The sequence below is a fragment of the Rhodococcus sp. IEGM 1241 genome (genome assembly GCF_033142365.1).
Classification (GTDB): Bacteria; Actinomycetota; Actinomycetes; order Mycobacteriales; family Mycobacteriaceae; genus Rhodococcus_F; species Rhodococcus_F erythropolis.
Genome location: NZ_JAWLSE010000002.1, coordinates 778412 through 804511, shown reverse-complemented (window position 1 = coordinate 804511; position 26100 = coordinate 778412). Strand labels below are relative to the sequence as shown.

The following is a 26100-nucleotide window of genomic DNA, read 5'->3' as shown; positions in this document are numbered from 1 at the left end:
TTCTCACTCGACCCCGCTCCAGTGTTTCGGGAGCGGGGTCGAGTGCTGTCGGGAGCGAGCAGTAAGAATGGACGTATGACTTCCGATCAGCAGCCCACCACCGGCGACGACCCCTACCTCTGGCTCGAAGACGTGACCGGTGAGTCTGCACTCGATTGGGTCCGTCAGCACAATGCCGTGACCGAGGAGCAGCTCACCGACAACGAGCGCTTCGATCGACTGCAGAGCGACGTGCGCGAGATCCTCGATACCGACGCGCGAATCCCCTACGTCCGCCGTCGAGGTGAGTTCCTCTACAACTTCTGGCGCGACAGCACCCACGTTCGCGGATTGTGGCGACGCACGACGTTCGATCAGTACGTCACCGACGACCCGGAATGGGACGTCCTCGTCGACCTCGACGCCCTGGCCGAGGCCGAGGGCGAGAACTGGGTCTGGAAGGGCACGCAACTTCTACGGCCACACCGCAACCGTGCATTGATCAGCCTCTCCCGCGGCGGGGCAGACGCGGCGGTCGTTCGCGAGTTCGACATCGACAAGCGCGAGTTCCTCGCTCCCGAGGGCGAGAACCCCGGCTTCTACCTTCCCGAGGCCAAGACCGACATCGACTGGATCGACATCGATACCGTCTACGTCGGAACGGATATCGGACCAGGGTCGCTCACCGATTCCGGATATCCCCGTCTGGCCCAGCGGTGGAAGCGCGGCACTCCCCTCTCCAGCGCCGAGACCGTCTACGAGGGCCAGGCCACGGACGTGGCCATCTCGGCTTCGCACGATCCGACGCCCGGGTTCGAACGAGACTTCGTCACTCGCTCGGTCGATTTCTACAACTCTCAGCATTTCGAAGTTCGCCCCGACGGTGAACTGGTGCTCGTGGACGTCCCCGAGGACGCCGGGATCTCGATTCACCACGAGTGGTTGTTGATCCGCACCAAGTCCGTGTGGGCCGTCGAGGACACCGAATATCCGACCGGCGCACTGCTTGCCATCCGTTACGACGATTTCCTTGCCGGCTCACGAGCACTGACATCGATCTTCGAACCCGACGCACATTCCTCACTCGAGCACTACACCTGGACACGCGATCATCTGATTCTCGTGGTACTCACCGACGTCCGCACCACGCTGCGCATCCTGACACCGGGCGAAAACGGCTGGGAGGACCGGCCTTTCGAAGGGCTCCCAGAACTGACCAGTATCGAAATTCTCGACACCGACCCCGATGTCAGCAATGAATACTTCGTCAACTCGAGTGGATACACCTCCCCTGCAACTCTTTTGCACGGCGTGATCGGCGAAACCGAACCCACTGCCCTCAAGCAGGCTCCCTCGTTCTTCGATGCCGAGGGCATCACCACAGAGCAGTTCTTCGCCACCTCTGCCGACGGCACCCAAGTTCCGTACTTCGTGGTGCGCAGTCCGCGTAACGAGCCCGGCCCCACCCTGCTCTACGGGTACGGCGGATTCGAGATCTCGCTGACGCCGTCGTACAGCGGTTCTCTGGGCCGTGCCTGGCTGACGCAGGGCGGCACCTACGTGGTTGCGAACATTCGTGGTGGCGGCGAGTACGGACCCGGTTGGCACACACAGGTTCTCAAGGCCGGGCGCCACAAGGTGCACGAAGACTTTGCTGCCGTCGCGAGGGACCTCGTCGATCGCGGAATCACGACCCCGGATCTTCTGGCAGCTCAGGGCGGAAGCAACGGCGGCCTGCTGATGGGCATCATGCTGACCAAGTACCCCGAGCTCTTCGGCGCCATCGTCTGCCAGGTTCCGCTGTTGGACATGCGGCGATTCCATCTCCTGCTGGCCGGCGCTTCGTGGATGGCCGAATACGGTGACCCCGATGTCCCGGAGGAGTGGGCATTCATCTCGGAGTACTCGCCGTATCAGAACATCGACGCCGCCGCGTCGTACCCACCGATCCTGATCGCGACGTCCACCCGCGACGACCGCGTCCACCCCGCACATGCCCGCAAGATGGCCGCACGGCTGGAAGAGCTGGGAAAGCCGGTGCTGTATTTCGAGAACATCGAGGGTGGCCACGGCGGCGCCGCGGACAATGCTCAGCTGGCCTTCAAGACCGCGCTGACCTACGAGTTCCTCTGGCAGAAGCTCGGCTGATCTTTCAGCGGTCGCGCAACCACGCGACGACGCGCTCGCTCACAGCGGTGGGATTGCGTATCCAACCGTTGTGACCGAGTGGTTCGTCGATGTGCGTCATCGTCACTTGGGCCCCGGAGAGCTTGTCCACCAGGTTCTTTGCCGACCGGCGTGGAGCGAGATCGTCCCCTTCGATCGTGATCGACAGAACCGGCAAGGTCAGGCGAGCGATCCGCTCCTCGTAGTCGATATCCGCACCGACGGGTTCCATGCGACCGGTCCTGGCGAACCGGGCCCAATCGGTGATCAGTACTTTCGACTGTCGACCGAAGCCGCCGACGTTGACCCGGTCTCCAGGCCAGAAGCCGGCAATGTTGGCTGTCACCGACATCGCGGACGAACCCAGATAGAGTCCGGGCGCACGGATTCCGGGGAATCCGCGGTGATACGGCGATCCGGAGGCAACCAGGATCAGTCCGCCGAGCCGGCCCCGAATCCTGGACGCGTACATGACCCCGATCTGGCCGCCCATGCTGTGCCCCATCAGAAATGGTGTGCTGGCCGGAAACCGCTCACGCACCACCTCGAACGTCGCCGGACAATCGATCGAGACCAGTTCCTGATATCCGAAAACACTCGACGCGCTCGGGCGCGGTTTGCTGTCACCTTGGCCACGCAGTTCACCGATGGCCGCATTGAAGCCGGCTTCGACCAGGGCCTGCGCCACCGGATCGTAGAACCCGGCGGGAACTCCGAGCCCGGGCAACATCACCACCACGGGTGCGTCGTCGTTCGGTCCGGGAAACAGACGGATCGGGGTCACGGTGCCGTCGGGGAGTTGGATCGGTACGGTCTCCATTCAACTCACACTAACCACCCACGCCGCGGATGGGCAGAGCACACGCGCCGACTATTCGAGGCTTCCCACGATCAGCGGATCCGGAGTACCCACGATCTCGTAATCCTTGTTGTCGTAATCGAACTGACTGAGCACGTGACGCATCGCGTTAATCCGCGCGCGTTTCTTGTCATTGCTCTTGATGACGGTCCACGGAGCGGTGTCGGTATCGGTGAACCGAATCATCTCTTCCTTCGCCGCCGTGTACGCATCCCACTTGTCCAGAGAAGCGATGTCCATCGGCGAAAGCTTCCACTGCCGAACGGGATCGACCTGTCTGATCGCGAACCGCGTGCGCTGCTCCAGCGGTGAAACCGAGAACCAGAACTTGATCAAGCTGATGCCGTCGTCGACGAGCATCTGCTCGAACAACGGCACCTGGCGCAGAAAACGCTCGTGCTCCTCGTCGGTGCAGAAGCCCATGACCCGCTCGACCCCGGCCCGGTTGTACCAAGACCGATCGAACATCACCAGTTCCCCGGCTGCGGGAAGGTGCTGCACATAGCGCTGGAAGTACCACTGCGTCGACTCGCGAGCCGACGGCTTCTCCAATGCGACGACCCGTGCGCCGCGAGGATTGAGGTGCTCCATGAATCGTTTGATCGTTCCGCCCTTGCCGGCGGCGTCGCGTCCTTCGAACACTATGGCGTGCCGTGCGCCGGTTTCTTTCGACCAGTTCTGCAGCTTGAGGAGTTCGATCTGCAGCAGACGCTTGGACATTTCGTACTCGTCCCGAGGCATCCGTGCGTCGTACGGGTAGCCCTCCCGCCAGGTGTCGACCTCGAAACCGTCCGGCGACGTCAGCAGCACCGGATCGTCGTCGTCATTGTCGTCGACGGTGAAGGCGGCGGTGTCGGCCAGATCGACGGCGGTCGAGAGATCCGCGAAGGCGCTGAGGAACGGTCGGCGTTCTGCTAAATCGGTCACCGCCGACAAGTTAGTCTCCCGCAGCAACTGTTCGGTGAAGCTGGGATGAACTACCGGGGTATGACACGGCGGCCTCAAAAGATCAGGGTGCAGATGGGGGTCGTCCCCGATGGTGCGCGGCGCCATCTCGCTTCAGAATTGAAGCATGACATTCGAAAGCAACACACCTCGCCCCTTCACCCGTTCCAACGACAAGAAAATGTTCGCCGGAGTGTGCGGCGGAATTGCAGATTACTTCGGCGCCGACGTAAATCTTGTCCGTCTACTCGCGGTTATCGCCGCTATTTGCACGGGTGGAACCGCGGCTTTGGTATATCTCGCCGCCTGGATGCTCATGCCGTTAGGGTGAGAATTCCGGCAATTGACATGGCTGGAATTACGCGCCGACAAAAGGTATTTCGGGGCCTACGCGCCGATACGAGCAGGCCCCGAAATCGACAATCTACTTGGCGGCCTTCAACTCTCCACCGCTGAGCGCAGCGAGGGCCTCGAGACCCTTGACGGCCAGGCCACTGACGCTGCCCAACCAAGATGTTCAGTGGTTCGCTTGGGACGAGCAAATGACGCCGATCAGAAAACTCGGGGACGACAGGCGGCGTAAAGCTGAGGGTGTCGAGAGATTATCGTTCGACCAACTCACGATTTTGGTCGGAAACCGCCTGCAGAAGCGTCGTGAACCCCACCCGCAACAATTCGACGTAGTGCTCGATATCCGGCATCGTCTCTCGCGAGACGATGACATTGAGCGTCAGAGAACCTCCACGCGCGGCAATGAGGAAGTGGCGCAGAATGTCTCCGTCGACCGGCGCCTGCCCACCGAGAACTGCCACCGCCGGCGCACCTTCGAAGACATTGCCGTCGACCGATACCGGGACATTGCTGATCGTCGTGTTCTGAATGACCTTGTGCGAAGGGTCCAGCTTGTTGAGCCGACGCGAGAGACAGGTGAGTCTGAGCAGAGCCGCAGGCGAGGTTTCGATGCGTGTGCCGTAACGACGGACGGCTGGGTGTGAACTCCGCCCTTTGGCCCTCCGCGCCGAATCCCTGATCAGTGTCAGCCGCTCGACCGGATCTTCGACGTCTGTGTGCAGATCGACCGTCAACAGCGCCAGTTGGTTGGCCGATTCCCATTCGGCTATCTTCCGCATCGATCGGGGAACCATCGCCGCCAACCCACTGGCCGATTTCTCGCCCTTCTCCGACAGGTATGCGTCGAGAGCACCGGCGACGACGGTCAGGAAGATGTCGTTGACCGTCACGCCCGGAACGGCCGCTCGGATCGCCTTGATGTCTAGGCCGTCCAGAGTCAGGAAATCGATCGTGATGTCTCCGCCCAGCACGCCGTTGAATCGGGTCGGTAAGCGGTCGGCCGAGTACGTAGGTAGCTCTCCGGCCTCTTCTGCCTCCCGAACCGTCTCGGCCGCAACCTTTGTCACGGACAGACCCCGGTCGAAGCGGATCGCCTGGCCGGGCAAACCGACGACCGTGCGCCCGATCAAATCCAGCGACGAAAGCCCCGAACCGGCACGCTTCGTCTCCGGCTTCGGCAGAGCGGAGAACAGAAGGTTGGTCAGATCGCGGATCGCCAGACCGTCACCGGCCCCGTGGTGGGTCTTGAGCATGATCAGCGTCAGATTGCCCGGCAGCTCGTCGATCCCGTGCACTCTGGTCATGACGTGCAGCGCCCAGGGCGGCCGGGACAGGTCCATCGGCTCCCCGAGCGAGCGCCCGAGCAATTCACGAACCGGCGCCCACCCGGCAACAGGGGCACGATGGACGTGCACGTGATCATCGACGTCGAAATCGGCCGGGACCCAATAGGGATAGTCCAGATCCAGCGGAACTCGCTGGAGGCGACTCGTGAACAGTGGCCAGTACCCGAATCTTTCGGTGATCCACCGAACCGCGTCGTCGTGCGTCATCTCTGCGAGTGGATGGCCCGTCGTGTCGAAGAAGCAGGCGCAGACCATGTGGCTCAGATGTCCGCCGGACTCGTTGTAGACGAACTCCGCGTCTCGCGGTCCCATCTGAGATACAGCGGCTGGCAACGAGTTCCGAAAGATCATGCATGCCCTCAATTCCGACGCTGAACGAATGTCCGAATTGGAGCGGGCTGACATGCAGATCCTCTGGGTTCTGCTCGGAATCGTTGAGCATCACCGGATCCAGCAATCGGAGAAGGTGCCTGTGATTCCGATCAGTCAGGAGGCAACCTCTTGGTTAGGTGAATCCGCAGTCTGCATTGCGGCTGCCGCTGCCAAGTCATCGAAACTTGCTCGCAGTAGTTCGATGTAATGGTGGAGATCGGGCATGGTCGCGGTATCCGCGATGACGTTGAGGGTCAGTCCCCCACCTGCTGCGGCGACCATGAAATGCCGTAGCCCGTCCCCGTCGATAGGCGCTTGCACTGCAAGCACAGCCGCGCCCGGGGCGCCGGCAAGCGTCAACCCTTCGACCGAGAGAGGAATGTTACTCACCATGGTGTGCTGGTAACGCGGTCGATCGAGGCTGTGATCGTTCTGCTTGCGCGCATACGCCATCAATCTCATCAACGGCGCCGGCGTGGTCTCGACTGCGGCCCCGGCACGCCTGACCGCGGGATGGGACGTGCGCGCCTTCTCCGACCGTGCCGAACTCGAAATGAGCGCCAACCTCTCCAACGGGGACTTGACCTGGGTGTGCATATCCACCAGCAGAGCCACCAACTGATTCGCCGACTCCCACGCTTCGACCTTGCGTACCGAGCGAGGAACCATCGCGATCAAGGAATCTCGTGGCCGTTCGTCCTTTTCCGTGAGGTAGCGCGTCAGAGCACCTCCGACGACGGCGAGTAGAACGTCGTTGACAGTCGCACCGGGCACCGAATCCTTGATCCCACGGACCTGCTCCCCGGACATTGTCATCGGTTCCAGTGAGGCCACTCCACTCACCTTGCCGTTGAATCGAACTGCAGGCCTCTCGTTGAGGCTCTCCACCCATTCTCCTGCCCTCTTCGCAGCGTCAGCATCTCTCTGAGCGCGTCGGTTGCCTGGTACCTGCCTTGCGAAGCGATAAATTCGGCCGGGAAACCCCAGTAGCGACTTGGTGAATATCCTCGCTCGCACAAACGGCACAGGCGGTTCGGACCCAGCCTGCTGCACCTTGCCCGAAAAGATAGTTTCGCCCAACGTCCTGATGGCGATACCGTCAGCTGCACTGTGGTGAGACTTGAGCACCACCGCCGTCAGTCGGCCCGGCAATTCTTCAAGTCCCTCCAAACCTACGAAGAAGTGCAGTTCCCACGGCGGACGGCGCAGGTCCATCTTCGTCGTCAACAACGCGCTCAACGGCTTTTGCAGTGCTGCCCATCCGTTGTCATTGATCTTGTTGACGTACACGTGCTTTCGCACGTCGAAGTCAGGGTCTGTCACCCAGTAGGGATGGTCCAGTCCCAACGGAGTCCGTTGGACTCGTTGAGTGAACATACGATCACATCCAAGGCGTGCGGTAACCCAGTCCACTGCCTGTTCTGCCGTGAATTCCGCGCTTGGGTGCAACGATGTCTCGAAGAAGTACACAGCGATCAGATGGTTCAGGTGACCAGCGCCCTCGTGATAGATGAATTCGGCATCGCGTGGGTTCAGCTGCGCCATCCTTGCGCCTGACGTGTTGGACGCGCCCATTGAACTCCTTGTATCGCGGCTGGTTGCCCGCACATTCGCCTGAGTGCAAAGCTTGTGACTATAGATCCGGTGATTGCAAAACCAATGGTCCCCGGAGCCACAGGGCTACGGGGACCATAGTTTCAAGCAAGTGCAGGTTCGCCTGACTGCTCCGCTACGATGCTGTCCTCGACAACCGAACAATATGATGCAGTCGCTGGAGTGATCACGGCTTTTGTGGAGGATCCTTGATGATCTTGCTTCCAGCGGAAGTTAGACCAAGCATGCTCGATACCCACGTGATCATTCCGGTTAAATAAGTTTGCAGCATGACCGATTCCGTTCTTCTATGGCGTGGGGGAGGACGACAGCGCGTTCAAATACTTCACAAACGTGCCTACGAGATCGATCGATCCGAAATCGACGATCTTGGACAGGTAGTCCAGGAAGAGATCGAACATCTTTTCTCCTTCTCCTTTTACAGGCCGGCTACGGAACCGAGGACCGATTGGACGCTGCCTGCCGCAGCCTCACCGAGCGCACCGCCCATGTTGAGGCTTCCGGTGATCGACAAGAAGATTCCGTCAACGACCTTGACCAAGTAGAACAGTGGATCCACCAGGGATCCGACGTCAACGCTTGCGAGCGCACCTATCAAACTAGCTGTGTCCACCGTATTTCACACTCCTTGAGATTGATTTCGTTCACTGGGTAAAGCAATTCACTTCTCAGTCGACGTTCGGGAACCACCCGAAGTCAACCGAAGCCATAAACGGGGTAAACAAAGCCACCCCGAGAATGTTTTTGATCAACCCCCCGGCCTCGCCCTCGAGAACATCCGCAATCGATCCCAGATCCATCATTCACTCCTGTCATCAAGAAACATTGGAAGAAGAACTAGCAGGTGCCGTCAACTGAGGTCGATTGCCGAAACCAACGATCCGGTGACCCCGTCGATTCCCGGCATGAGCGAACCGGACCAGACGTTACCCAGCAGGTCGGTGAACAATGCCGCCGTTGTCTGCAGGAACATGACGATCATATTGAATCCCACGCTTTCGATTGGCCGCGAATACTCACGGAACATTTACATTGGAATGCTTGATGCAGCCCACAAAGAGCCGGTCCAAGTAGCAATTAAAGAATCTCTGTCGAACGATGTAACCGAGATCCTCCGGGGTTGGTGCCCACTTTCCGCGGCTGTGACTGACATCAAGGTAGTGCAATAGGATCCGGTTTGGGTGCCTTTTGCCCAAGAATTTCAGATGGATCTGAAACCTGTTCCATATTCGCAGGTCTAGCGTCCAAGACGCTTGAAAATCGAGCAAAATGGAATAGCAACCGGAATGCACGTCATCCGAAAGGCCTAGTACTTGAGGGTATTCAGAACAGAATTATCCACCAAAAGAACTAGAGGTATCCGCACTTCACAGGTTAGCGGAGGCGAACAATCGGGACGGAAAATATCAAACATCCTTCAACATTCGGATAGATGAAGCTTCTCGTTCCCCACCTTCTCGATACACCTGTTACGCCATGAGGTTGTCCACACACACGCGGCCATCCACAAAGTGGCTTCTGAATCCGCGTCGTCAGGCCCTTGCCGCCACAGTGCATACGTGGAAGTTGTCACGAGAAACCAGTTGCTCGAGCAGGGCACCTCGAGCAGTTCGATCTCTCGATCCACGCGGTCAGGGCGACTCCATCGAATCCTGCCGTCGGTGTACTCCACCGAAGAACCTGGATACTTCGAGCGTTGCGTCGCGGTCACACTGTGGAAGCCCGAGGCCGTCCTCAGCCATACCAGCGCGGCCTGGCTGTGGGATCTCCTGCCGGAGGAACCACGCTTTGTCGAGGCCACCGTGGCTCCCAGCGTCCGAGCAGGCAGTCCGCAGTGGGTACGGCTTCACCGACGAACAGGAGTCTCGTCGGATGAGTGGATGGGTTTACCGATCGTGCCGATCGAGCAGTGCTTCATCGACGTCGCGACCACGTTGCCACGCCCGGAACTCGAGGCCTTCTTCGACGCGGCGGCCTGTTGCCCGCTCACTCGTTCGGAACCGGAGCGAGCAGTCGCCCGTGCGCTGACTGCGCGCAACGTCCACCTGGAGATCAACGCTCGGGTCGGACCCTACTTCGGCGACCTGGTCGACACGCGAGCCCGGGTGATCGTGGAGATCGACGGGCGCGAATTCCATACCGACCCCGCAACTTTCAACAACGATCGACGGCGTCAGAACGCACTCGTTCTCGACGGATGGATGGTGTTGCGTTACTCCGCCGCCACCGCGATGGCCCATCTCGACGCTGTTGCGGACGAAATCATCACAGTGGCCCGAAGACGCCGACACAACCGGGCGTAAGCGCGGGCGTAAACGCACACAGCATCGAGCGTGCAACGGGAAACCGCGATCGCGTCGCAGTAGTGGACAAAAATGCCCGCATTTATCTCCAGACAAGCAAAAGCCCGGCCCACCGAATGGTGGGCCGGGCTCTAGGAGCTAGGTGGAGATGGACTCAGAAGTCCATGCCGCCCATGCCGCCGGTCGGATCGCCTGCAGGCGCTCCGGCCTTCTCGGGCTTGTCAGCGACAACGGCTTCGGTCGTCAGGAACAGAGCCGCGATAGACGCTGCGTTCTGCAGTGCCGAGCGGGTGACCTTGACCGGGTCGTTGATGCCTGCAGCGAGCAGGTCGCCGTACTCGTTGGTCGCAGCGTTGAGGCCGTGACCTGCGGGCAGGTTGGAGACCTTGTCCGCAACAACGCCGGGCTCGAGGCCTGCGTTGAATGCGATCTGCTTGAGCGGAGCGGACAGTGCAACGCGAACGATGTTCGCGCCGGTTGCCTCGTCACCTTCGAGCTTGAGGTCGTCCAGTGCGGGAGCTGCCTGGAGAAGTGCAACGCCACCACCGGCGACGATGCCCTCTTCGACGGCTGCCTTTGCGTTACGCACTGCATCTTCGATGCGGTGCTTGCGCTCCTTGAGCTCGACCTCGGTAGCAGCGCCGGCCTTGATGACTGCAACGCCGCCGGCCAGCTTGGCCAGACGTTCCTGCAGCTTCTCACGGTCGTAATCCGAGTCGCTGTTCTCGATCTCGGCGCGGATCTGGCTGACACGACCGGCGATTGCGTCGGCGTCGCCGGCACCCTCGACGATGGTGGTCTCGTCCTTGGTGATGACGACCTTGCGTGCCTGGCCGAGGAGCTCGAGGCCTGCGGTCTCCAAGGAGAGTCCGACCTCTTCGCTGATGACCTCGCCACCGGTGAGGATGGCGATGTCGGCGAGCTGAGCCTTACGACGGTCACCGAAGCCGGGAGCCTTGACGGCAACAGACTTGAAGGTGCCACGGATCTTGTTGACCACGAGGGTGGAGAGAGCTTCGCCCTCGACGTCCTCGGCGATGATCAGGAGCGGCTTGCCGGACTGGATGACCTTCTCCAGCAGGGGCAGCAGGTCCTTGACCGTGGAGATCTTGGAGCTGACGAGCAGGATGTACGCGTCTTCGAGGACGGCTTCCTGACGCTCTGCATCGGTGGCGAAGTACGCCGAGATGTAGCCCTTGTCGAAGCGCATGCCCTCGGTGAGCTCGAGCTGCAGGCCGAAGGTGTTGGACTCCTCGACCGTGATGACGCCTTCCTTGCCGACCTTGTCCATAGCCTCGGCGATGAGCTCACCGATGGACGGGTCGCCGGCGGAAATACCGGCGGTAGCAGCGATCTGCTCCTTGGTGTCGATCTCCTTGGCGGTCTCGAGCAGGCGAGCTGTGACAGCCTCGACAGCCTTCTCGATGCCGCGCTTGAGGCCGAGCGGGTTCGCGCCGGCTGCGACGTTGCGCAGGCCTTCACGGACCAGAGCCTGTGCGAGAACGGTAGCGGTGGTGGTGCCGTCGCCAGCGACGTCGTCAGTCTTCTTGGCGACCTCCTTGACGAGCTCGGCGCCGATCTTCTCGTACGGGTCGTCGAGTTCGATCTCCTTGGCGATGGAAACACCATCGTTGGTGATCGTGGGGGCGCCCCACTTCTTTTCGAGAACGACGTTGCGACCCTTGGGGCCCAACGTCACCTTGACAGCGTCGGCGAGGGCGTTGAGGCCTCGCTCGAGGCCACGACGTGCCTCTTCGTCGAACGCGATGATCTTTGCCATTGCGAAGTGATCCTCCGGATAGGGGGTGACACACAAGGTGACCGCTCGTCGGGTCACCTCATCGGCACAAGGCGACCGTTTGACCAGTCACCTCATTACACGGGCGACCGATTTGCCTGGTCACCCATCTACGCCTGTGGTCTAGTCAGTGCCCGCGACGGACGACCGGGGGTGTCTATGGTTCCCGGTCTCACTGCCTCGACCTGGCACTCACGGTTCGCGAGTGCCAACTGCATTTTTAGCACTCGAGCGTGCCGAGTGCAAGGTTGAGCCTCAGCCCGCGATGCAGAACTGTCCGTTACTCAAATTGACCGCAAACGAGAGCACTCCGACGCAGTCGACGCCGTTGGCATCGGCCGTAGCGCCCGCTCCGTAACCGGCGATGGCGAAGGTGACGTTGCCGTCAGCCGCCCCGGCCCGCGCGATACCGCCGCCGAGCGCAAATGCCTGCGCCTGACCGTTACCGCGAGAAGCCCCCAGCGCGGTTCCGAAGCCGTTTGCATATGAATTGGAGTAGCCGTTGTCGGCGGCGACGCTCACAGCGGTACCGCTCTCGGCAGCACCGGCCTGCGAACGGCCGGCTCCGACGGACTGCGCGCCGCAGCTCGCGGTCTCGGAGACCTGGATGTCATTGGCCGACGGCGGCGAGACACACGTGACGGGGGCTGCCGAAGCAGCTCCCGCACCGGTCAGCGCCAGCCCGGCGGCGAGCCCCATACCTACAGTCATCACAGCCCCTGTTCTCGCCAGGCGGCCCCCCAACCGACTACTGGAAATTCCGCTGACTCGAGAGGATGAGCGACGGAACCAGACTGACGAGATCAAGGGCATAGAAAACTCCTTCGTGGAACAAGTTCATTGGATTCGGGCGCGAGAGTACCCGCTCGAGTGAAGTCCGTCACCCCCGCCTGGTCAAGCCTCGAGGACGACCCCGAGAAGGGCCGGAAGATCCGCGACCGAATCGATGACATGATCAGGCTTCTGAACCGACAGGTCGAGCACTGTTTGCCGAAACTTGCCTGTGCGCACCAGAACTCCGGTCAGGCCGACCCGCTGTGAGGAGAGGACGTCCCCGATCAGGTCGTCGCCGACCATCACCGTCGCCTCAGGTTCGACATGCATCAGCTCCGTGGCTGTCAGGAACCCCGTGAGAGACGGTTTACCCACTGCGGCGATATTTACACCTGCCACTTCCTCGAAGCCCGGCAAGTACGTTCCGGTGTCGATCCGAAGGCCGTCTACGGTCTCCCACATCATCCCGCGGTGCATCGCGACGACGGGCACACCGGCGAGCAGAAGTTCGAGCACTCGGCTCAGCGCCTCGTGGGTGAACTCCGGGCCGGCGCCGCCGAGAATCACGACCTCCGGATCGGCGTCGTCGAATTCGATTCCCTCGAGATCGGCAGACACGTCACCGTGATTGAGGACCCACGCCCGCGCGTCCGGGTAGGTCGCCCGCACGTACTCCCCTGTGAGCCTGGCGGCAGTAACTATCTGGCTCGCCTCGACCTCGATACCGGCGTCGCACAACCCCTGCGCGATGAGCGTCGAACTGCGCGAGGTTGTGTTGGTCAGAAATCCACAGGCCAATCCGCGCCGCCGAACTTCGCGTACTGCTTCCCCTGATCCCTCGATCGGCTGCCAGGACGTGAGCAGGACTCCGTCGATATCGAACAGAACACCTTCGATGTCGGCCATTGCACCAGCCTATATTCGCCATCGAGGTCCTGCCGAGGCGTCGTAACCCGAAATCCGTCGATCGCTCAGTAGGCTCCCACCCATGGACCTGCGCGACGACGACCTCTTCTCCGTTGCCGGTTCTCTGGCCGAATTGCTCGGCGCTCCCGTCACGATCGAGGACGAGAACTCGACTGTCCTCGCGTACTCCGGCGGCGAGCAGGCCGTGGACGAAGCTCGCATCGGCACGATCCTCGGCCGGCAGGTACCCAGCCGATTCCGCCAATTACTCTCCGATGCAGGAGTATTCGATCGCCTCCACCGAGAGAGCGACCCCATCTACGTCGATCTCGAAGACCCTGCGATCACGCCGCGACTGGTCATCGCAGTTCGCGAGAACGATCACCCCGTCGGCTCGATCTGGGTCGCACTCGCCGGAACACCGACGCCCACACAGGAATCGATACTTCGATCCGCGGTATCTGTCGTGGCCGAGAGAATCGCCTCGGAGCGTGACCGGGTCGACAGCACACGCCGTCGTCAATCCCAGCGCGTCCAGGCTCTGATCGGTGGTGGCGAACCCGCATTCCGCGCCGCAGACGACTTGCGGTTGGCAGGCCCGCTCACCGTCGTCGCCGTCGGAACCGTTGCGGGACCACTGCCGGCGGGGTTGGTCGCGTCCTTGAGCTTGTACCTCGACACTCTGGCCGTCGACGCCGTTGCCGCTCAACTGTCCGAGACCATCTACCTTGTCATCGCGACAGACGAGACCAACGCTCGCCGATTGTCCGCCGACTTCCTCACCCGCGCCCGTGGCCGCGAATTCCTGGCAGTGGCCGTCGGCCGGACCGTGAAGTCTGCAAGCGAATCACATCTTTCGCGCTCGGACGCCGACCATGTTCTCGGAGCGCTTCGTCATGGCCGGTCCGGCGGAACCGTCGCGGGAATGAGGGACACGTTGGCCTCCGTACTCGCCCTGCACGTCGCCGACATCATCGACGGACTCGGCGACTCCACACCACTCGGAAGCCTCGAACGTCACGACTCTCAGCACGGCAGCGATCTGGTCGCGACGGCAAAGGCCTTTCTCGAGCACGGCGGTGACGTGGCGAATTCTTCTGCCGCACTGCATGTTCACCCCAACACGCTCCGCAACCGCCTGCGTCGAGGCAAGGAGATGTGCGGCGTCGATCTCACCGATGCCGACACCCGCCTCATTCTCATGTTGCAGTTCAAACTCGCTCGCTGAGCAGGCGTGGCGGCGCGTTGTGCGAATCCACAACGCGGCAGCTCCGACGATGGCCGAACGGCCAGTCCTTTTGCCGCCCCCGCGATTCATGCTTGAGAGAAGAGCCGGATGTGACCGGCGTCTCGGTTCGAGCAGAGTCTGTAGAAGGAGTGCGTCATGGGAACTCGTCAGAGCCCCGATCGTGTGGTCGTGGTCGGTGCGGGTGTTGTCGGATTGTCGACGGCCTGGTTCTTGCAGGAACGTGGAGTCGAGGTCACCGTCGTCGATCGCGACGGCGTCGCAGCCGACGCGAGCTGGGGCAACGCCGGTTGGCTTGCCCCCGCATTGACGCTTCCGCTGCCCGAACCCGCAGTGCTCCAATACGGCTTGCGCGCGATGCTCAGCCCGTCGTCCCCGGTGTACGTGCCACTGACCACCGATCTGAAGCTGATTCGGTTCCTGGTCGGGTTCGCGCGCCACTGCACGCCGTCGAAGTGGCAGGAAGCGATGTCGGTCTACACCGAGGTCAACCGAACAGCCTTGGGCGCGTACGACGAACTCGCCGACGGTGGCGTCAAAGAGCTGACCCGCCTGGCCGATCCTTTCCTCGCCGCGTTTGCGTCCGAGAAGGACCGACAGACTTTGGTGGACGAGTTCCATCACGTCGAGGCCGCGGGCGGCGAGGTCGACTTCGACCTCCTCGACTACGACGCGATTCACTCGCTCGAGCCTTCACTCGGTCAGGGTGTGAAAGCCGGTTTGCGTCTGCGTAATCAGCGTTTCATCGATCCCCCGTTGTTCGTGAACTCGTTGGCGGACGCGGTTCGTGAACGTGGTGGAGAAATCGTCAGCGGTTTCGACGTCACGCAGATCGACGATCGGGTCGGCGGAGTCACTGTTCGCAGTGCACACGGTGATTCACGCGACGGTGACTCCGTAGTCATCTCGAGCGGTGCCCGCTTGAACAAGCTCGCAGCACCGTTCGGTGTGCGCAAACTGGTGCAGGCCGGACGCGGATACAGCTTCAGTGTCAAGCCCGAGCACCTCCCCAAGAACCCTGTGTATTTCCCCACCCAGCGCGTCGCATGCACTCCGTTGCACGATCGCTTCCGAGTGGCCGGAATGATGGAATTCCGCAGCCCTGACGCGCCGCTGGATCCGCGCCGCGTGCAGGCGATCATCGATGCGGCCAAGCCGATGCTCAGCGGCATCGACTGGACTGCGCGGGAAGAGGAATGGGTGGGATCACGACCGTGCACTACCGACGGCTTGCCGTTGATCGGAGCCACGAAGTCGCCGCGGGTGCACGTCGCCGGTGGTCACGGGATGTGGGGAATCGCCCTGGGTCCGTTGACCGGAAAGATGGTGGCCGACTCGATGACCGGCGCTCAGACGCCGACCGTCATGCGCCACTTCGATCCGCTGCGCTGACAGCCGGTTTCACCCACTTGTAGTACGCGCCCGTCAGCAGAACCAGCCATCCGGCACCGACGAGCAGCGCAACTCGGGTATCGGCGATGACGCCGAGCAACACGATGACAAAAGCCAGGAACACGATCGCGAAGATCTGACCGTACGGCCACAGCGGCACTGGAAACTTCAGTGCCGCTGTTTCGTCTGCACTCATCTGAGCGCGGGAACGGAACTGCGAGAGCAGGATCATGATCCAGACGAAAATCGTGGCAAAGGTGGCCAGCGAGGCGATGACGAGGAACACCTGGTCCGGGATCAGGTAGTTGAGCAGTACTCCCACCAACAGGGCACCGGTCATGATGACAACGGTCATCCACGGAACACCGTTGGCGGAGACTCTCTTCATCACCTGCGGGGCCTGACCGGCATGCGACATTCCGAACATCATGCGACCCGCACCGAAAACGTCGCTGTTGATGGCGGACAGGGCCGCGGTGATGACAACGATGTTGAGGATCGATGCGGCCGTTCCCAATCCGAGGTTCTCGAAGATCTGGACGAACGGGCTGTTGTCGGAGTTGATGGTCTGCCACGGAATGATCGCCATGATGACGGCGAGGGTGCAGATGTAGAAGAGAATGATGCGCACCGGGACCGTGTTGACGGCTTTCCTGATGGTCTGCGCCGGATCCTCGGCTTCGCCCGCGGTGATACCGATGATCTCGGTGCCACCGAACGCGAACATGACGATCGCGAAACACGCGACGAATCCGCCGAAGCCCGTCGCGAAGAACCCGCCGTCCGACCAGAGGTGGCTGATTCCGGCATCGGTGTCGTGAACGCCGAATCCGAACACGATGATCGCGATGCCGCCGGCGATCATCGCGATGATGGCGGTGATCTTCACGAGCGTGAACCAGAATTCCAGTTCGCCGAACACCTTGACGCTCAACAGGTTTATCGCGCCGATGAAGAAGACGACAGCCAGAACCCAGATCCATCTCGGTACGTCCGGGAACCAGAACTGCATGTACAGCCCGAAGGCGGTGACGTCGGCGAGGCACACGATCACCATCTCGAACGTGTACGTCCACCCGGTCATGAAACCGGCGAGTGGTCCGAGGTGCTTGTTCGCGTACTCGCTGAACGAACCGGAAACCGGGTTACGGACCGCCATCTCGCCGAGCGCTCGCAACACCAGGTAGACCGCGATACCGCCGATCAGGTAGGCCAGGAGCACCGACGGGCCGGCTCGTTTGATGGCCTCGGCGCTGCCGTAGAACAGTCCGGTTCCGATGGCTGATCCGAGGGCGATGAAGCGGATATGGCGCGCTGTCAGCCCTCGCTTGAGGCCATCCTGCGTCGCGGCGTCGCTGTTCACTTCTCGGTACTCCAGTCGGATGGATCGTCATACGTGCGCGAACCATTGTCCGCTACCACCGCGCGTGTTCCCGCACGACCCTGTTGGACGGCCGTACAGTGACCTGACACACATGGTCCATTGACGGATCGCTTACGATCGACAAAAGTGTTTGTAACTTTACGTAGCATCAACTCGACTGGAGAGACTGTGTCCAACACCCTCGAAGCAAGCATCGACATCGACGCATCACCGCAGGACGTGTGGGCAATCGTCGCCGACCTGCAGCGCATGGGCGAATGGAGCCCCCAGTGCAAGGTGATGAAGGTAATCGGCGGGACCGTGCGTGAGGGCGCCAAGACGATCAACGTCAACCGCAAGGGCCTGCTGGTCTGGCCGACGTCGTCGAAGGTCGTTCGCTTCGAGCCCAACAAGTCGGTGGCGTTCCGCATCGCGGAGAACCGCACGATCTGGTCCTACGAACTCGAGCCGACCGCTACCGGCACCAAAGTGACCGAGCGTCGCGAGGCTCCCACCGGAACGTCGAAGGTCTCGCAGTTCCTCGTCAAGACCGTCCTGGGCGGAAACGCCGACTTCGAGGTCGAGCTCGTCGAAGGCATGAATGCCACATTGAAGCGTGTGAAGAGCGAGGCCGAGGCGGCTGCACGCACCTCTGCTTGACCCTCGACCTGGTCGAGGCATCAGGATCCGTTCCATGGATCCCGTGATGACACAGATAGCGCAGGCACAAGAATTGGCGAGCTCCGGCGATCGAGCCGGGGCTCGCTCTGCGTTCGAGAAGGTGTGGGAAGAGATCAGCGCCGCCCCCGATGCGCTCCACATCGTCTCCCTCGCGCACTACATGGCCGACGTTCAAGACGATCCGGCTCAAGAGCTCTGCTGGGACCTGCGCGCCCTCGACGCTGCCGATTCGTTGACCGACGCGCGAGCCCAGGAACACCACGCATCGCTGCAGGTCGCCGGTTTCTATCCGTCGCTGCACCTCAACCTGGCTGCCGACTACCGCAAACTCGGACGCGACGCCGAGGCCGTCGAGCATCTGACGAAGGCCGAGGCGTCGGTCGGCACACTCGCCGACGACGGTTACGGCCGGATGATCAGGGGCGCTATCGAGCGACTGCGGGCAGAATTGATCCGTGACCACTAGTTCCGCCCTCCTGACGATCGGCGAGATGTCCCGGGCGTCGGCGCTCCCGATCAGCGCGCTGCGGTTCTACGACAAGGAAGGCGTGCTCGTCCCGCATTCCGTCGATCCGCACACCGGTTACCGCTGGTACACCGACGATCAGCTCCGCGACGCCCGCGTGATCGCCGGTATGCGGCGCGTCGGTGTTCCGATCCGCGACATGATGGCCGTCCTGACCGGGCCGGAACCCCATTCGTGCCTGGACGCCCATCTGCGCAACCTCGAGGACGGTCTCGCCGACGGCCGGGCCGAACTGGGGCGAATTCACCGGCTGATCGATTCGCTACCCGCCTCCGGCGGCGTGGACATCGACTCGTGGGATCTACGACGCGCACTCGACGCCGTGCTGTTCGCCGTGAACGAGGAATCGGAGTTCCCGATACTTCGCGGCGTCCACCTCGACATTCACGACGGCGTCGCTGCGTTTGTCACCACTGATCAGTTCCGGCTCGCGGTCGCAGAGGTGAAAGTTCACTCTGCTCTGACGGTGTCCGCTGTCGTTCCCGTGGCCTTCGCGCGATTGTTGCGCGATGTCGCCGGCGTCGTGACGCTGACTTTCTCCCCGCGCACGGTGACTGCGTCGTATCCGGGAGGTGAGGTGTCCAGCCCGCTGATCGAGGACGGCGAGTTCCCCGATCACCGAATCCTGCGCGAGCACCACGACGCGGTCGAACTGAGCGGCGACCAACTTGCCGCCCTGCTCAACGGCACCGGACACGGAGCCGTCGTCAGCATCGGCGAAGACGGTGGTGCCCGGGTGGATCCGGGTGGAATGGATCCCCGTGAGAGGTTCCGCGTACTGGTCGACCGGCAGCGACTGCGCGACGCCGCCGCAGCCCAACCGGGGCGGCAACTGGTGATCCGAGTAAGCGGCGCGACGCTCCCGCTGGCGATACGCACCGGCGACTGTGTCGGGTACTACTCGTACTTGATGCCACTACAGCCTGTAGGAGAGAAGGCGTTCACGTAATCTATGGATGCTCTACCACCCCGTACTGTCAGTGCGACCAGCAGAAGACCTACCGAGTAGTTAGAGGAGCCTGTGGCACGCCGACCCACACCCCCCGGAACCCCGCAACCCACCGGGATCGGACATATCGTCGATCTGGTTCGCCATGCGATTCCGCCACTTCATCCCGCCGGCCTGCCGTTCGTGCTGGCCCCGCTGGGAGTTGCAGCTCTAGGCCGCAACCGTAAGTGGGTGCGCCGAGCCGGTCTGACCACCGCCGCCGCATGCGCCACGTTCTTCCGTCACCCGCACCGGGTGCCGCCGAACCGCATCGGCGTCGTCGTCGCGCCCGCCGACGGCGAGGTGGCGTTGGTCGACAACGCCGTTCCGCCCGCCGAGCTCAATCTCGGAAGCGAGCCGCGCCCGCGCGTCAGCATCTTCCTGTCTGTTCTCGACGTGCATGTCCAGCGCAGCCCTGTCGGTGGAACGGTCAAAGAGGTCGTTCACCAGGCAGGCAAGTTCCTCTCCGCAGATCTCGCCGACGCCAGCGAGGTCAACGAGCGCAACAGCATGCTGATCGAAACCGCCGATGGTCACGACGTTGCGGTTGTCCAGATCGCGGGACTGCTCGCGCGCCGCATCGTCTGCTACGCCGGTGTCGGTGACGTCCTGCCGATCGGCGACACGTACGGACTGATCCGTTTCGGCTCACGCGTCGACACGTATTTCCCCGCCGGAACCACACTCCTGGTCGAGCCGGGACAACGCACGATCGGTGCTGAAACAGTTATCGCGCAACTGCCGTGAAGACGCCGAAGATGAAGTCAGCCGTGAAGAAGCCGGGAGCAGCCCAACCCGGCGCGAAGATGCCCAAACGCACCCAGGCGGTGCGGTTGCTGCCGTCCGTCATCACCATCCTGGCGCTGTGCGCCGGGCTGTCCGCCGTCAAATTCGCTCTCGACGGACAACCCGGTACCTCGCTCGCGATGATCGGCGCCGCTGCCGTCCTCGATTCACTCGACGGCCGCATCGCGCGACTGCTCGACGCCACCAGCAAGATCGGCGCCGAACTTGACTCACTGGCCGACTCCATCTCCTTCGGCGTCGCCCCGGCCCTGGTCCTGTACGTGACCTTGCTGGACGGCACCAGCATCGGCTGGATCATCGCGTTGATCTACGCGGTCAGCATCGTGTTGCGACTCGCACGTTTCAACACCCTGCTCGACGACGACGACGTCCCCGCGTACGCACGTGAGTACTTCGTCGGCGTGCCGGCTCCGGCCGGCGCACTCATCGCCCTCACTCCCCTGGCCGCGACGGCTCAGTGGGGTGACGGCTGGTGGTCTTCGCACTTCGTCGTCATCGTGTGGACGCTCTTCTCGGCTGCACTGATCGTCAGCCGCATCCCGACGCTGGCGATGAAGTCGGTATCCGTGCCGCCGCACATGGCGGCCGGCCTGCTCGTCCTGGTGACGTTGGCTGCGGCCGCACTCATCACCTACCCGTACATCCTGCTGATCGTTCTCATCGCGATCTACCTGGTGCACATCCCGTTTGCCGTGCACTCGAAGCGGTGGGTGGCAGCACGTCCCGAAACCTGGGACATCAAGCCTTCCGAACGCCGCGCGATCCGACGTCAACCCAACGTCGGTGGCCGCCGCTCGGCCGCTCGTCTCGGATTGCGGCGACCCCGCTAGTCCACGACGTACTCTCGAGAGGTGACTTCGCCGGAACTCGCCCTCACCGTTCGACTCAACACCTCTGCCGCCGACCTACGCCGCGGGGTAGTGCGCTTGCACCCCGAAGCGTTGGCGGCGTTGGGCATCCGCGAATGGGATGCCATCGCACTCATGGGAGCCCGCGGCACCGCGACCGTCGCGGGCCGTGCGCCCACCGGAACCCCGGCAGGCACGATCCTTCTCGACGACGTCACCATGTCGAACGTCGGCCTGACCGAGAACTCTTCCGTCGTGGTCGGTCCGGTGACGGTGTACGGAGCGCGATCCGTCTCCGTCACCGGCTCGTCCATGGCGACAAATTCGATCAGCTCGACGGTTCTGCGACAAGCCCTTCTGGGCAAGGTCGTCAGCGTCGGCGACACGGTCTCGCTCCTCCCCCGCGATCTCGGTCCGGGTACAAGCACTTCCGAAGCCACCCAAGCGCTTTCCCGCACCTTCGGCGTCGCGTGGACATCCGAACTGCTCACCGTCACGGCCGTCGAGCCTGCCGGTGGTCCGGTCAGCGTCCAGCCGAATTCGGCGGTCAACTGGGGTTCCGGCTCGGCGGGCACACTGACACCGAGTGCGCTTGTTTCCAGTCCGGCCGCCGTCGCGATCGAGCCTGCGCCGTCGGTTCCGCTGGATCACCTTGTCGGCGCGCAAGCGCAGGCAGCCAAGCTGACCGAGTGGCTCGGCCTGGCACTCGACGAACCAGAACTGCTCCGTACGCTCGGCGCCTCCCCGCACCTCGGCGTCCTCATCACGGGCCCCGCCGGCGTGGGCAAAGCCACGTTGGCCCGCTCGGTCCTGTCCTCGCGCAAACTGGTCGAACTCGACGGCCCGGGAGTCGGTGCCACCGAGGCGAATACCCGCCTGCAGCGAATCGTCGACGCCGTTGCTGCCGTGCGCGGCGGTGGTGTACTGCTGATCAGTGACATCGACGCTCTGCTTCCGGCCGCCGCGGAACCGGTGTCCGCACTGATCCTCGAACAACTGCGCAGCGCCGTCGCAACCCCGGGCGTGGCATTCGTCGCGACCTCCGCCCATCCGGAGACCGTCGACGCGCGCCTTCGCGGCCAGGATCTCTGCGATCGAGAACTCGCACTTACCCTGCCGGACGGCGCAACTCGCAAGGCGTTGCTCGAACTCCTGCTCCGCCGCGTGCCCACCGGAACCCTCGAACTCGACGCCATCGCCTCGCGCGCACCCGGATTCGTGGTCGCCGACCTCGCGGCGCTCTGCCGTGAAGCTGCCTTGCGAGCGGCGACGCGGGCGTCCAAATCCGGTGATTCTCCGGAGATCACGCAGGAAGATCTTGTCGGGGCCCTCGAAGTGATTCGGCCACTGTCTCGTTCGAGTACCGAAGAACTGTCGATCGGCAGCGTCACCCTCGACGACGTCGGCGATATGGTCGAAACCAAACAGGCCCTCACCGAAGCGGTGTTGTGGCCGCTGCAGCACCCCGACTCCTTCGCACGCCTCGGTGTCGACCCACCCCGCGGCGTGCTCCTCTACGGCCCTCCCGGCTGCGGTAAGACGTATCTCGTTCGTGCCCTTGCCAGCTCAGGTCACCTCAGCGTCCACGCCGTCAAAGGGGCAGAGCTGATGGACAAGTGGGTCGGCGCCTCCGAAAAGGCCGTGCGCGAGTTGTTCCAGCGCGCACGCGATTCGGCGCCCTCGCTGATCTTCCTCGACGAGATCGACGCCCTTGCACCGCGTCGTGGTCAAAGCTCCGACTCCGGAGTGTCGGATCGCGTCGTAGCCGCGTTGTTGACCGAACTCGACGGCGTCGAACCGCTACGCGACGTCGTGGTGTTGGGCGCAACCAATCGACCGGATCTGATCGACCCTGCCCTCCTGCGCCCCGGCAGACTCGAACGTCTCGTATTCGTACCGCCGCCGGATGCGGAGGCTCGCAAAGCGATTCTGCGTGCTTCCGGCAAGTCGGTACCGCTCGCCGAAGATGTCGATTTGGACATTCTGGCCGTCGATCTCGAGGGATACTCGGCAGCAGACTGCTCGGCTCTCCTGCGTGAGGCTGCACTCGCCGCCATGCGTCGGAGCATGGACGCGGCCGACGTGACGGCCGCGGACGTGGCAACCGCCCGTGAGAAGGTACGTCCCTCACTCGATCCCGAGCAGGTGGCACACCTACAGGCGTACGCGGACAACCGATAAGGACTGACCATGGCTGTTGATCTGGTTCTGTACGGCGACATCGTGACCATGCACGAGGAAGCACCGCGCGCCCAGGCGCTCGCCGTGACGGGCGGCCGGATCACGGCCGTCGGCGCGCGCACGGACGTCGAGGAACTGGTGGGGCCGGATACCCGCGTCGTCGACGTCGGAGGTGCCACTGTTCTGCCGGGGTTCATCGAGCCACACGGTCACCCTTTGGAAGAAGCCATCGTGCTCGGGCCTGACGTCGTCGACATTCGGCCTGTCACGATCGCCGAGGCGGATGCCGTAGTTGCTGCCGTCGTCGACACTGTTCGTTCGCGAGGTGCTGCCGGCGCTTCTTTGAACGGTTGGGACCCGTTGCTGCAGAAGGGCCTACCCGATCCGACCATCGACTGGCTGGACTCCGTAGCGCCGGAGTACCCCCTCGTGATCATGCACAACTCGGGACACGTCGCGTATTTCAACACGGCGGCAGCAGTGCAGGCCGACATCACCCGCGATACCCCCGATCCGATCGGCGGATCGTACGGCCACGACGCGACGGGCGCACTCGACGGATCCGCGTACGAAATGCCCGCGGTGTTTGCAGTCGCGGGCCACGCAGTCACCATCGGTGACGACTTCCCCGCACTGGTGGCGGCCGAATGCGCCCGGCTGAACGCCGCGGGAATCACCACCATCGCCGAATTGTCGTTCGACCCCAAGATGCGGCCCGCCCTGGCAGCGATAGCCGACGCCGGACTGCTCACCACCCGCCTGCGGCTCTACGAGATGTCCAACGACGCGCGCACTACCGAGGCGTCACCGGGCGACGGAAACGACCTGGTGCGCCAGATCGGCATCAAGGTCTGGTCCGACGGTTCACCGTGGGTCGGCAACATCGCCACCAGCTTCCCGTATCTCGATACCGAAGCCACCCGCGCGCTCGGGATCGCCTGCACGCACGGGCATGCCAACTACACCGGCGAACAGATCCACGACATCAGTTCCGCTTACTTCGCCAAGGGGTGGCAGATGGCGTGCCACGCCCACGGCGACGACGCGATCACCATGGTTCTCGATGCGTGGGAGCAGCTACTGAAAGAGCATCCCCGGCCCGATCACCGGTTGCGTCTCGAACACGTCGGCGCGATGCGTCCGGATCAGTTCGTCCGCGCAGCGGAACTGGGCGTCACGGTCAGCATCTTCATCGACCACTTGCACTACTGGGGTGACGTTCTGGTGGATGACCTGTTCGGACCCGAATACGGATCCGTCTGGGCCGCAGCAGGTTCTGCGCTGGCAGCCGGGCAACGGTTCACCTTCCACAACGACGGTCCCGTCACCCCCGCCAATCCGCTACGGAATATGCAGGACGCCGTCACCAGGCTTTCGCCCAGCGGCCGCGTCGTCGCGCCCCAGGAGCGGATCCCCGTGGACGCCGCCGTTCGCGCCCACACGGGCAACGCCGCTTGGCAGCTGTTCAGCGAAGATCACATCGGGTCCATCTTCCCCGGCGCCTACGCGGATCTTGTTGTCCTGTCGGCGAATCCCCTCGATGTCGAGCCGACCGAGTTGGCCGACATCACGGTGCTCGCCACCACCCTGGAGGGCCGGACGGTGTACGGGGACCTGAGCGCGATCGGCTGATCGGTCGCCGAACGCCGTGGACAAAAGCCGATAACCTTCTCTGCTCGAGTTCCAAGGATCGTTGCGAGAACGGAGACGGCGCAAGTGGTCTCAGGGTTCAGTGCGGATCTCGTCAATGACCTGGGCAATCGCATGTTTCGCCCAGGCCGTGATCTGCTCGTTCGTGTCGCGGTAGTACGGCAAGGCAACCAATGCAATTGACGCTCACCAGGATGTTTCCCGGGTGCAGATCCGAGTGCATCCACACCGCTGGGCCTGCGTAGTCGATGACGTGGCGCGCCTTTTCCCACGCCGCCTCCGTCAGCGCTCCGTTCAGCAGGTCGCCACACGCTGCAATACTCGCTCGAGTCGCTGAATCTCGTCGCTCAATCGGATCGGCCCGGTAGGAATGCAGCGATCCCTGTGGGCGCAATCCGAGTGTGTCGATCCGACGTAGACTGTTCACGAAGTCTGCGAGTTGGATGGCCAGGTGGTCATCGACCATGCCGGGCACAGGGTTTCGCCCTGGCACCCACGGGTGCACCGACCATTGCCACGGGTATCCGAAGGCCGCCTCACCCACACCTACCGGAACGGGCACGGGGACCGGTAGGTGTGGAGCCAGATGCGGCACCAACTGTTGCTCCTTTGTGATTCCCTCTGCCGCACCTGGGGTGCGGGGCATACGGATTACGAGTGAATCGCCTACTCGGATCATGACGTTGTCGGTGCCGATCGACTCGACCAAGCGCAACGGCAGATTGGCCCACTGTGGCATCTGACTCGAGAGCAATCGCCGCACCAACGCAACATCGATGTCTGGTTCCTCCATGTGCAACTTCCGAATCTGCATGACATGAGCAAACCACTCCCGCACATTCCGGCGATCAAGAAGTCATGAAGAAGACAGCAGCCGCACAGTGCCGACAATGTCCGTCCGCATCACCGACTGCGACACATCCAGACCTCCTTCGCCGTGACTGCCGCAGATCGAATGAACATCCGAAAAGTCCCAAAAATCGGAATTGTCGAAAATTATTGCAT

General features: G+C 62.6%; 23 protein-coding genes. 12 read left to right on the top strand and 11 right to left on the bottom strand.

The window, feature by feature from the left end:
* Nucleotides 1-75 precede the first annotated feature (75 nt).
* A complete protein-coding gene (locus R4P70_RS13435; protein ID WP_029254801.1) occupies nt 76-2127 on the top strand; it encodes a prolyl oligopeptidase family serine peptidase in 2052 nt (683 codons plus the stop codon).
* 4 nt (nt 2128-2131) lie between these two features.
* On the opposite strand, the gene R4P70_RS13430 is transcribed toward R4P70_RS13435, so the two are convergent.
* Together R4P70_RS13430 and ppk2 are read right to left on the bottom strand one after the other, a co-directional pair.
* Nucleotides 2132-2965, bottom strand: a complete 834-nt coding sequence (locus R4P70_RS13430) for an alpha/beta fold hydrolase (RefSeq protein WP_020906717.1) — start codon at nt 2963-2965, stop codon at nt 2132-2134.
* Nucleotides 2966-3016: 51 nt separating this feature from the next.
* A complete protein-coding gene (gene ppk2 / locus R4P70_RS13425; RefSeq protein ID WP_024487730.1) occupies nt 3017-3931 on the bottom strand; it encodes a polyphosphate kinase 2 in 915 nt (304 codons plus the stop codon).
* Nucleotides 3932-4076: 145 nt separating this feature from the next.
* On the opposite strand from ppk2, the gene R4P70_RS13420 reads away from it, so the two are divergent.
* Entirely contained in the window at nt 4077-4280 is a 204-nt protein-coding gene (locus R4P70_RS13420) for a PspC domain-containing protein (protein WP_003941534.1), read from the top strand.
* Between the two features lie 271 nt (nt 4281-4551).
* Here the strand turns inward: R4P70_RS13420 and R4P70_RS13415 are convergent, their stop codons facing one another.
* The 4 genes from R4P70_RS13415 to R4P70_RS13400 form a co-directional block, all read right to left on the bottom strand.
* A complete protein-coding gene (locus R4P70_RS13415) occupies nt 4552-5997 on the bottom strand; it encodes a wax ester/triacylglycerol synthase domain-containing protein (RefSeq protein ID WP_317830921.1) in 1446 nt (481 codons plus the stop codon).
* Nucleotides 5998-6132: 135 nt separating this feature from the next.
* The gene (locus R4P70_RS13410) at nt 6133-7593 is read right to left on the bottom strand and encodes a wax ester/triacylglycerol synthase domain-containing protein (protein ID WP_317830920.1); all 1461 of its coding nucleotides are present in this window, start codon (nt 7591-7593) and stop codon (nt 6133-6135) included.
* A gap of 457 nt (nt 7594-8050) precedes the next feature.
* Nucleotides 8051-8245 carry a hypothetical protein gene (locus tag R4P70_RS13405; RefSeq protein ID WP_054825594.1) on the bottom strand — a complete coding sequence of 65 codons (195 nt, stop codon included), beginning with the start codon at nt 8243-8245 and terminating at the stop codon, nt 8051-8053.
* A 237-nt stretch (nt 8246-8482) separates the two neighbouring features.
* Nucleotides 8483-8626: a hypothetical protein gene (locus R4P70_RS13400; RefSeq protein WP_153212751.1), complete on the bottom strand. Its 144-nt coding sequence runs from the start codon at nt 8624-8626 to the stop codon at nt 8483-8485.
* A gap of 565 nt (nt 8627-9191) precedes the next feature.
* Between R4P70_RS13400 and R4P70_RS13395 the strand changes: the two genes are divergently transcribed.
* Nucleotides 9192-9935, top strand: coding sequence for a DUF559 domain-containing protein (locus R4P70_RS13395; RefSeq protein WP_317830919.1), 744 nt, complete (start codon nt 9192-9194; stop codon nt 9933-9935).
* A 154-nt stretch (nt 9936-10089) separates the two neighbouring features.
* Here the strand turns inward: R4P70_RS13395 and groL are convergent, their stop codons facing one another.
* The 3 genes from groL to R4P70_RS13380 all read right to left on the bottom strand — a co-directional run bounded on the left by groL (nt 10090) and on the right by R4P70_RS13380 (nt 13413).
* On the bottom strand, nt 10090-11715 hold the full coding sequence (gene groL / locus R4P70_RS13390; RefSeq protein ID WP_003941476.1) for a chaperonin GroEL: 1626 nt from the start codon (nt 11713-11715) through the stop codon (nt 10090-10092).
* A 273-nt stretch (nt 11716-11988) separates the two neighbouring features.
* Nucleotides 11989-12546 (bottom strand): DUF6764 family protein, encoded by a 558-nt coding sequence (locus R4P70_RS13385; protein ID WP_019744475.1) that lies wholly within the window; start codon nt 12544-12546, stop codon nt 11989-11991.
* Between the two features lie 81 nt (nt 12547-12627).
* A complete protein-coding gene (locus R4P70_RS13380) occupies nt 12628-13413 on the bottom strand; it encodes an HAD-IIA family hydrolase (RefSeq protein WP_211917916.1) in 786 nt (261 codons plus the stop codon).
* Nucleotides 13414-13495: 82 nt separating this feature from the next.
* On the opposite strand from R4P70_RS13380, the gene R4P70_RS13375 reads away from it, so the two are divergent.
* Together R4P70_RS13375 and R4P70_RS13370 are read left to right on the top strand one after the other, a co-directional pair.
* On the top strand, nt 13496-14641 hold the full coding sequence (locus tag R4P70_RS13375; RefSeq protein ID WP_019744477.1) for a PucR family transcriptional regulator: 1146 nt from the start codon (nt 13496-13498) through the stop codon (nt 14639-14641).
* 156 nt (nt 14642-14797) lie between these two features.
* On the top strand, nt 14798-16051 hold the full coding sequence (locus R4P70_RS13370; RefSeq protein WP_003941496.1) for an NAD(P)/FAD-dependent oxidoreductase: 1254 nt from the start codon (nt 14798-14800) through the stop codon (nt 16049-16051).
* Here the strand turns inward: R4P70_RS13370 and R4P70_RS13365 are convergent.
* Nucleotides 16023-17414: an amino acid permease gene (locus tag R4P70_RS13365; protein ID WP_019744479.1), complete on the bottom strand. Its 1392-nt coding sequence runs from the start codon at nt 17412-17414 to the stop codon at nt 16023-16025. The genes R4P70_RS13370 and R4P70_RS13365 overlap by 29 nt on opposite strands.
* Before the next feature lie 189 nt (nt 17415-17603).
* Here R4P70_RS13365 and R4P70_RS13360 point away from each other — a divergent pair, with 189 nt between their 5' ends.
* The 7 genes from R4P70_RS13360 (at nt 17604) to R4P70_RS13330 (ending at nt 25077) form a co-directional block, all read left to right on the top strand.
* On the top strand, nt 17604-18074 hold the full coding sequence (locus tag R4P70_RS13360) for an SRPBCC family protein (protein ID WP_003941500.1): 471 nt from the start codon (nt 17604-17606) through the stop codon (nt 18072-18074).
* Nucleotides 18075-18108: 34 nt separating this feature from the next.
* The gene (locus R4P70_RS13355; RefSeq protein WP_007733713.1) at nt 18109-18561 is read left to right on the top strand and encodes a hypothetical protein; all 453 of its coding nucleotides are present in this window, start codon (nt 18109-18111) and stop codon (nt 18559-18561) included.
* A complete protein-coding gene (locus R4P70_RS13350) occupies nt 18551-19570 on the top strand; it encodes a MerR family DNA-binding transcriptional regulator (protein WP_317830918.1) in 1020 nt (339 codons plus the stop codon). The genes R4P70_RS13355 and R4P70_RS13350 overlap by 11 nt, the downstream gene beginning before the upstream one ends.
* Nucleotides 19571-19642: 72 nt before the next feature.
* On the top strand, nt 19643-20356 hold the full coding sequence (locus tag R4P70_RS13345; protein ID WP_003941540.1) for a phosphatidylserine decarboxylase: 714 nt from the start codon (nt 19643-19645) through the stop codon (nt 20354-20356).
* A gap of 59 nt (nt 20357-20415) precedes the next feature.
* On the top strand, nt 20416-21246 hold the full coding sequence (locus R4P70_RS13340; protein WP_029254795.1) for a CDP-alcohol phosphatidyltransferase family protein: 831 nt from the start codon (nt 20416-20418) through the stop codon (nt 21244-21246).
* A 21-nt stretch (nt 21247-21267) separates the two neighbouring features.
* Nucleotides 21268-23445: an AAA family ATPase gene (locus R4P70_RS13335; RefSeq protein ID WP_317830917.1), complete on the top strand. Its 2178-nt coding sequence runs from the start codon at nt 21268-21270 to the stop codon at nt 23443-23445.
* A 9-nt stretch (nt 23446-23454) separates the two neighbouring features.
* Nucleotides 23455-25077 (top strand): amidohydrolase, encoded by a 1623-nt coding sequence (locus tag R4P70_RS13330; RefSeq protein ID WP_317830916.1) that lies wholly within the window; start codon nt 23455-23457, stop codon nt 25075-25077.
* A 112-nt stretch (nt 25078-25189) separates the two neighbouring features.
* On the opposite strand, the gene R4P70_RS13325 is transcribed toward R4P70_RS13330, so the two are convergent.
* On the bottom strand, nt 25190-25888 hold the full coding sequence (locus R4P70_RS13325; RefSeq protein ID WP_317830915.1) for a phosphotransferase: 699 nt from the start codon (nt 25886-25888) through the stop codon (nt 25190-25192).
* Nucleotides 25889-26100: the final 212 nt, after the last annotated feature.

Bases quoted from the DNA above. Each gene is read 5' to 3' on its own strand.
- R4P70_RS13435 (WP_029254801.1), top strand. From the start codon at position 76: ATGACTTCCGATCAGCAGCCCACCACCGGCGACGACCCCTACCTCTGG.
- R4P70_RS13430 (WP_020906717.1), bottom strand. From the start codon at position 2,965: ATGGAGACCGTACCGATCCAACTCCCCGACGGCACCGTGACCCCGATC.
- R4P70_RS13420 (WP_003941534.1), top strand. From the start codon at position 4,077: ATGACATTCGAAAGCAACACACCTCGCCCCTTCACCCGTTCCAACGAC.
- R4P70_RS13415 (WP_317830921.1), bottom strand. From the start codon at position 5,997: ATGATCTTTCGGAACTCGTTGCCAGCCGCTGTATCTCAGATGGGACCG.
- R4P70_RS13410 (WP_317830920.1), bottom strand. From the start codon at position 7,593: ATGGGCGCGTCCAACACGTCAGGCGCAAGGATGGCGCAGCTGAACCCA.
- groL (WP_003941476.1), bottom strand. From the start codon at position 11,715: ATGGCAAAGATCATCGCGTTCGACGAAGAGGCACGTCGTGGCCTCGAG.
- R4P70_RS13385 (WP_019744475.1), bottom strand. From the start codon at position 12,546: ATGCCCTTGATCTCGTCAGTCTGGTTCCGTCGCTCATCCTCTCGAGTC.
- R4P70_RS13380 (WP_211917916.1), bottom strand. From the start codon at position 13,413: ATGGCCGACATCGAAGGTGTTCTGTTCGATATCGACGGAGTCCTGCTC.
- R4P70_RS13375 (WP_019744477.1), top strand. From the start codon at position 13,496: ATGGACCTGCGCGACGACGACCTCTTCTCCGTTGCCGGTTCTCTGGCC.
- R4P70_RS13370 (WP_003941496.1), top strand. From the start codon at position 14,798: ATGGGAACTCGTCAGAGCCCCGATCGTGTGGTCGTGGTCGGTGCGGGT.
- R4P70_RS13355 (WP_007733713.1), top strand. From the start codon at position 18,109: ATGGATCCCGTGATGACACAGATAGCGCAGGCACAAGAATTGGCGAGC.
- R4P70_RS13340 (WP_029254795.1), top strand. From the start codon at position 20,416: ATGCCCAAACGCACCCAGGCGGTGCGGTTGCTGCCGTCCGTCATCACC.
- R4P70_RS13330 (WP_317830916.1), top strand. From the start codon at position 23,455: ATGGCTGTTGATCTGGTTCTGTACGGCGACATCGTGACCATGCACGAG.
- R4P70_RS13325 (WP_317830915.1), bottom strand. From the start codon at position 25,888: ATGGAGGAACCAGACATCGATGTTGCGTTGGTGCGGCGATTGCTCTCG.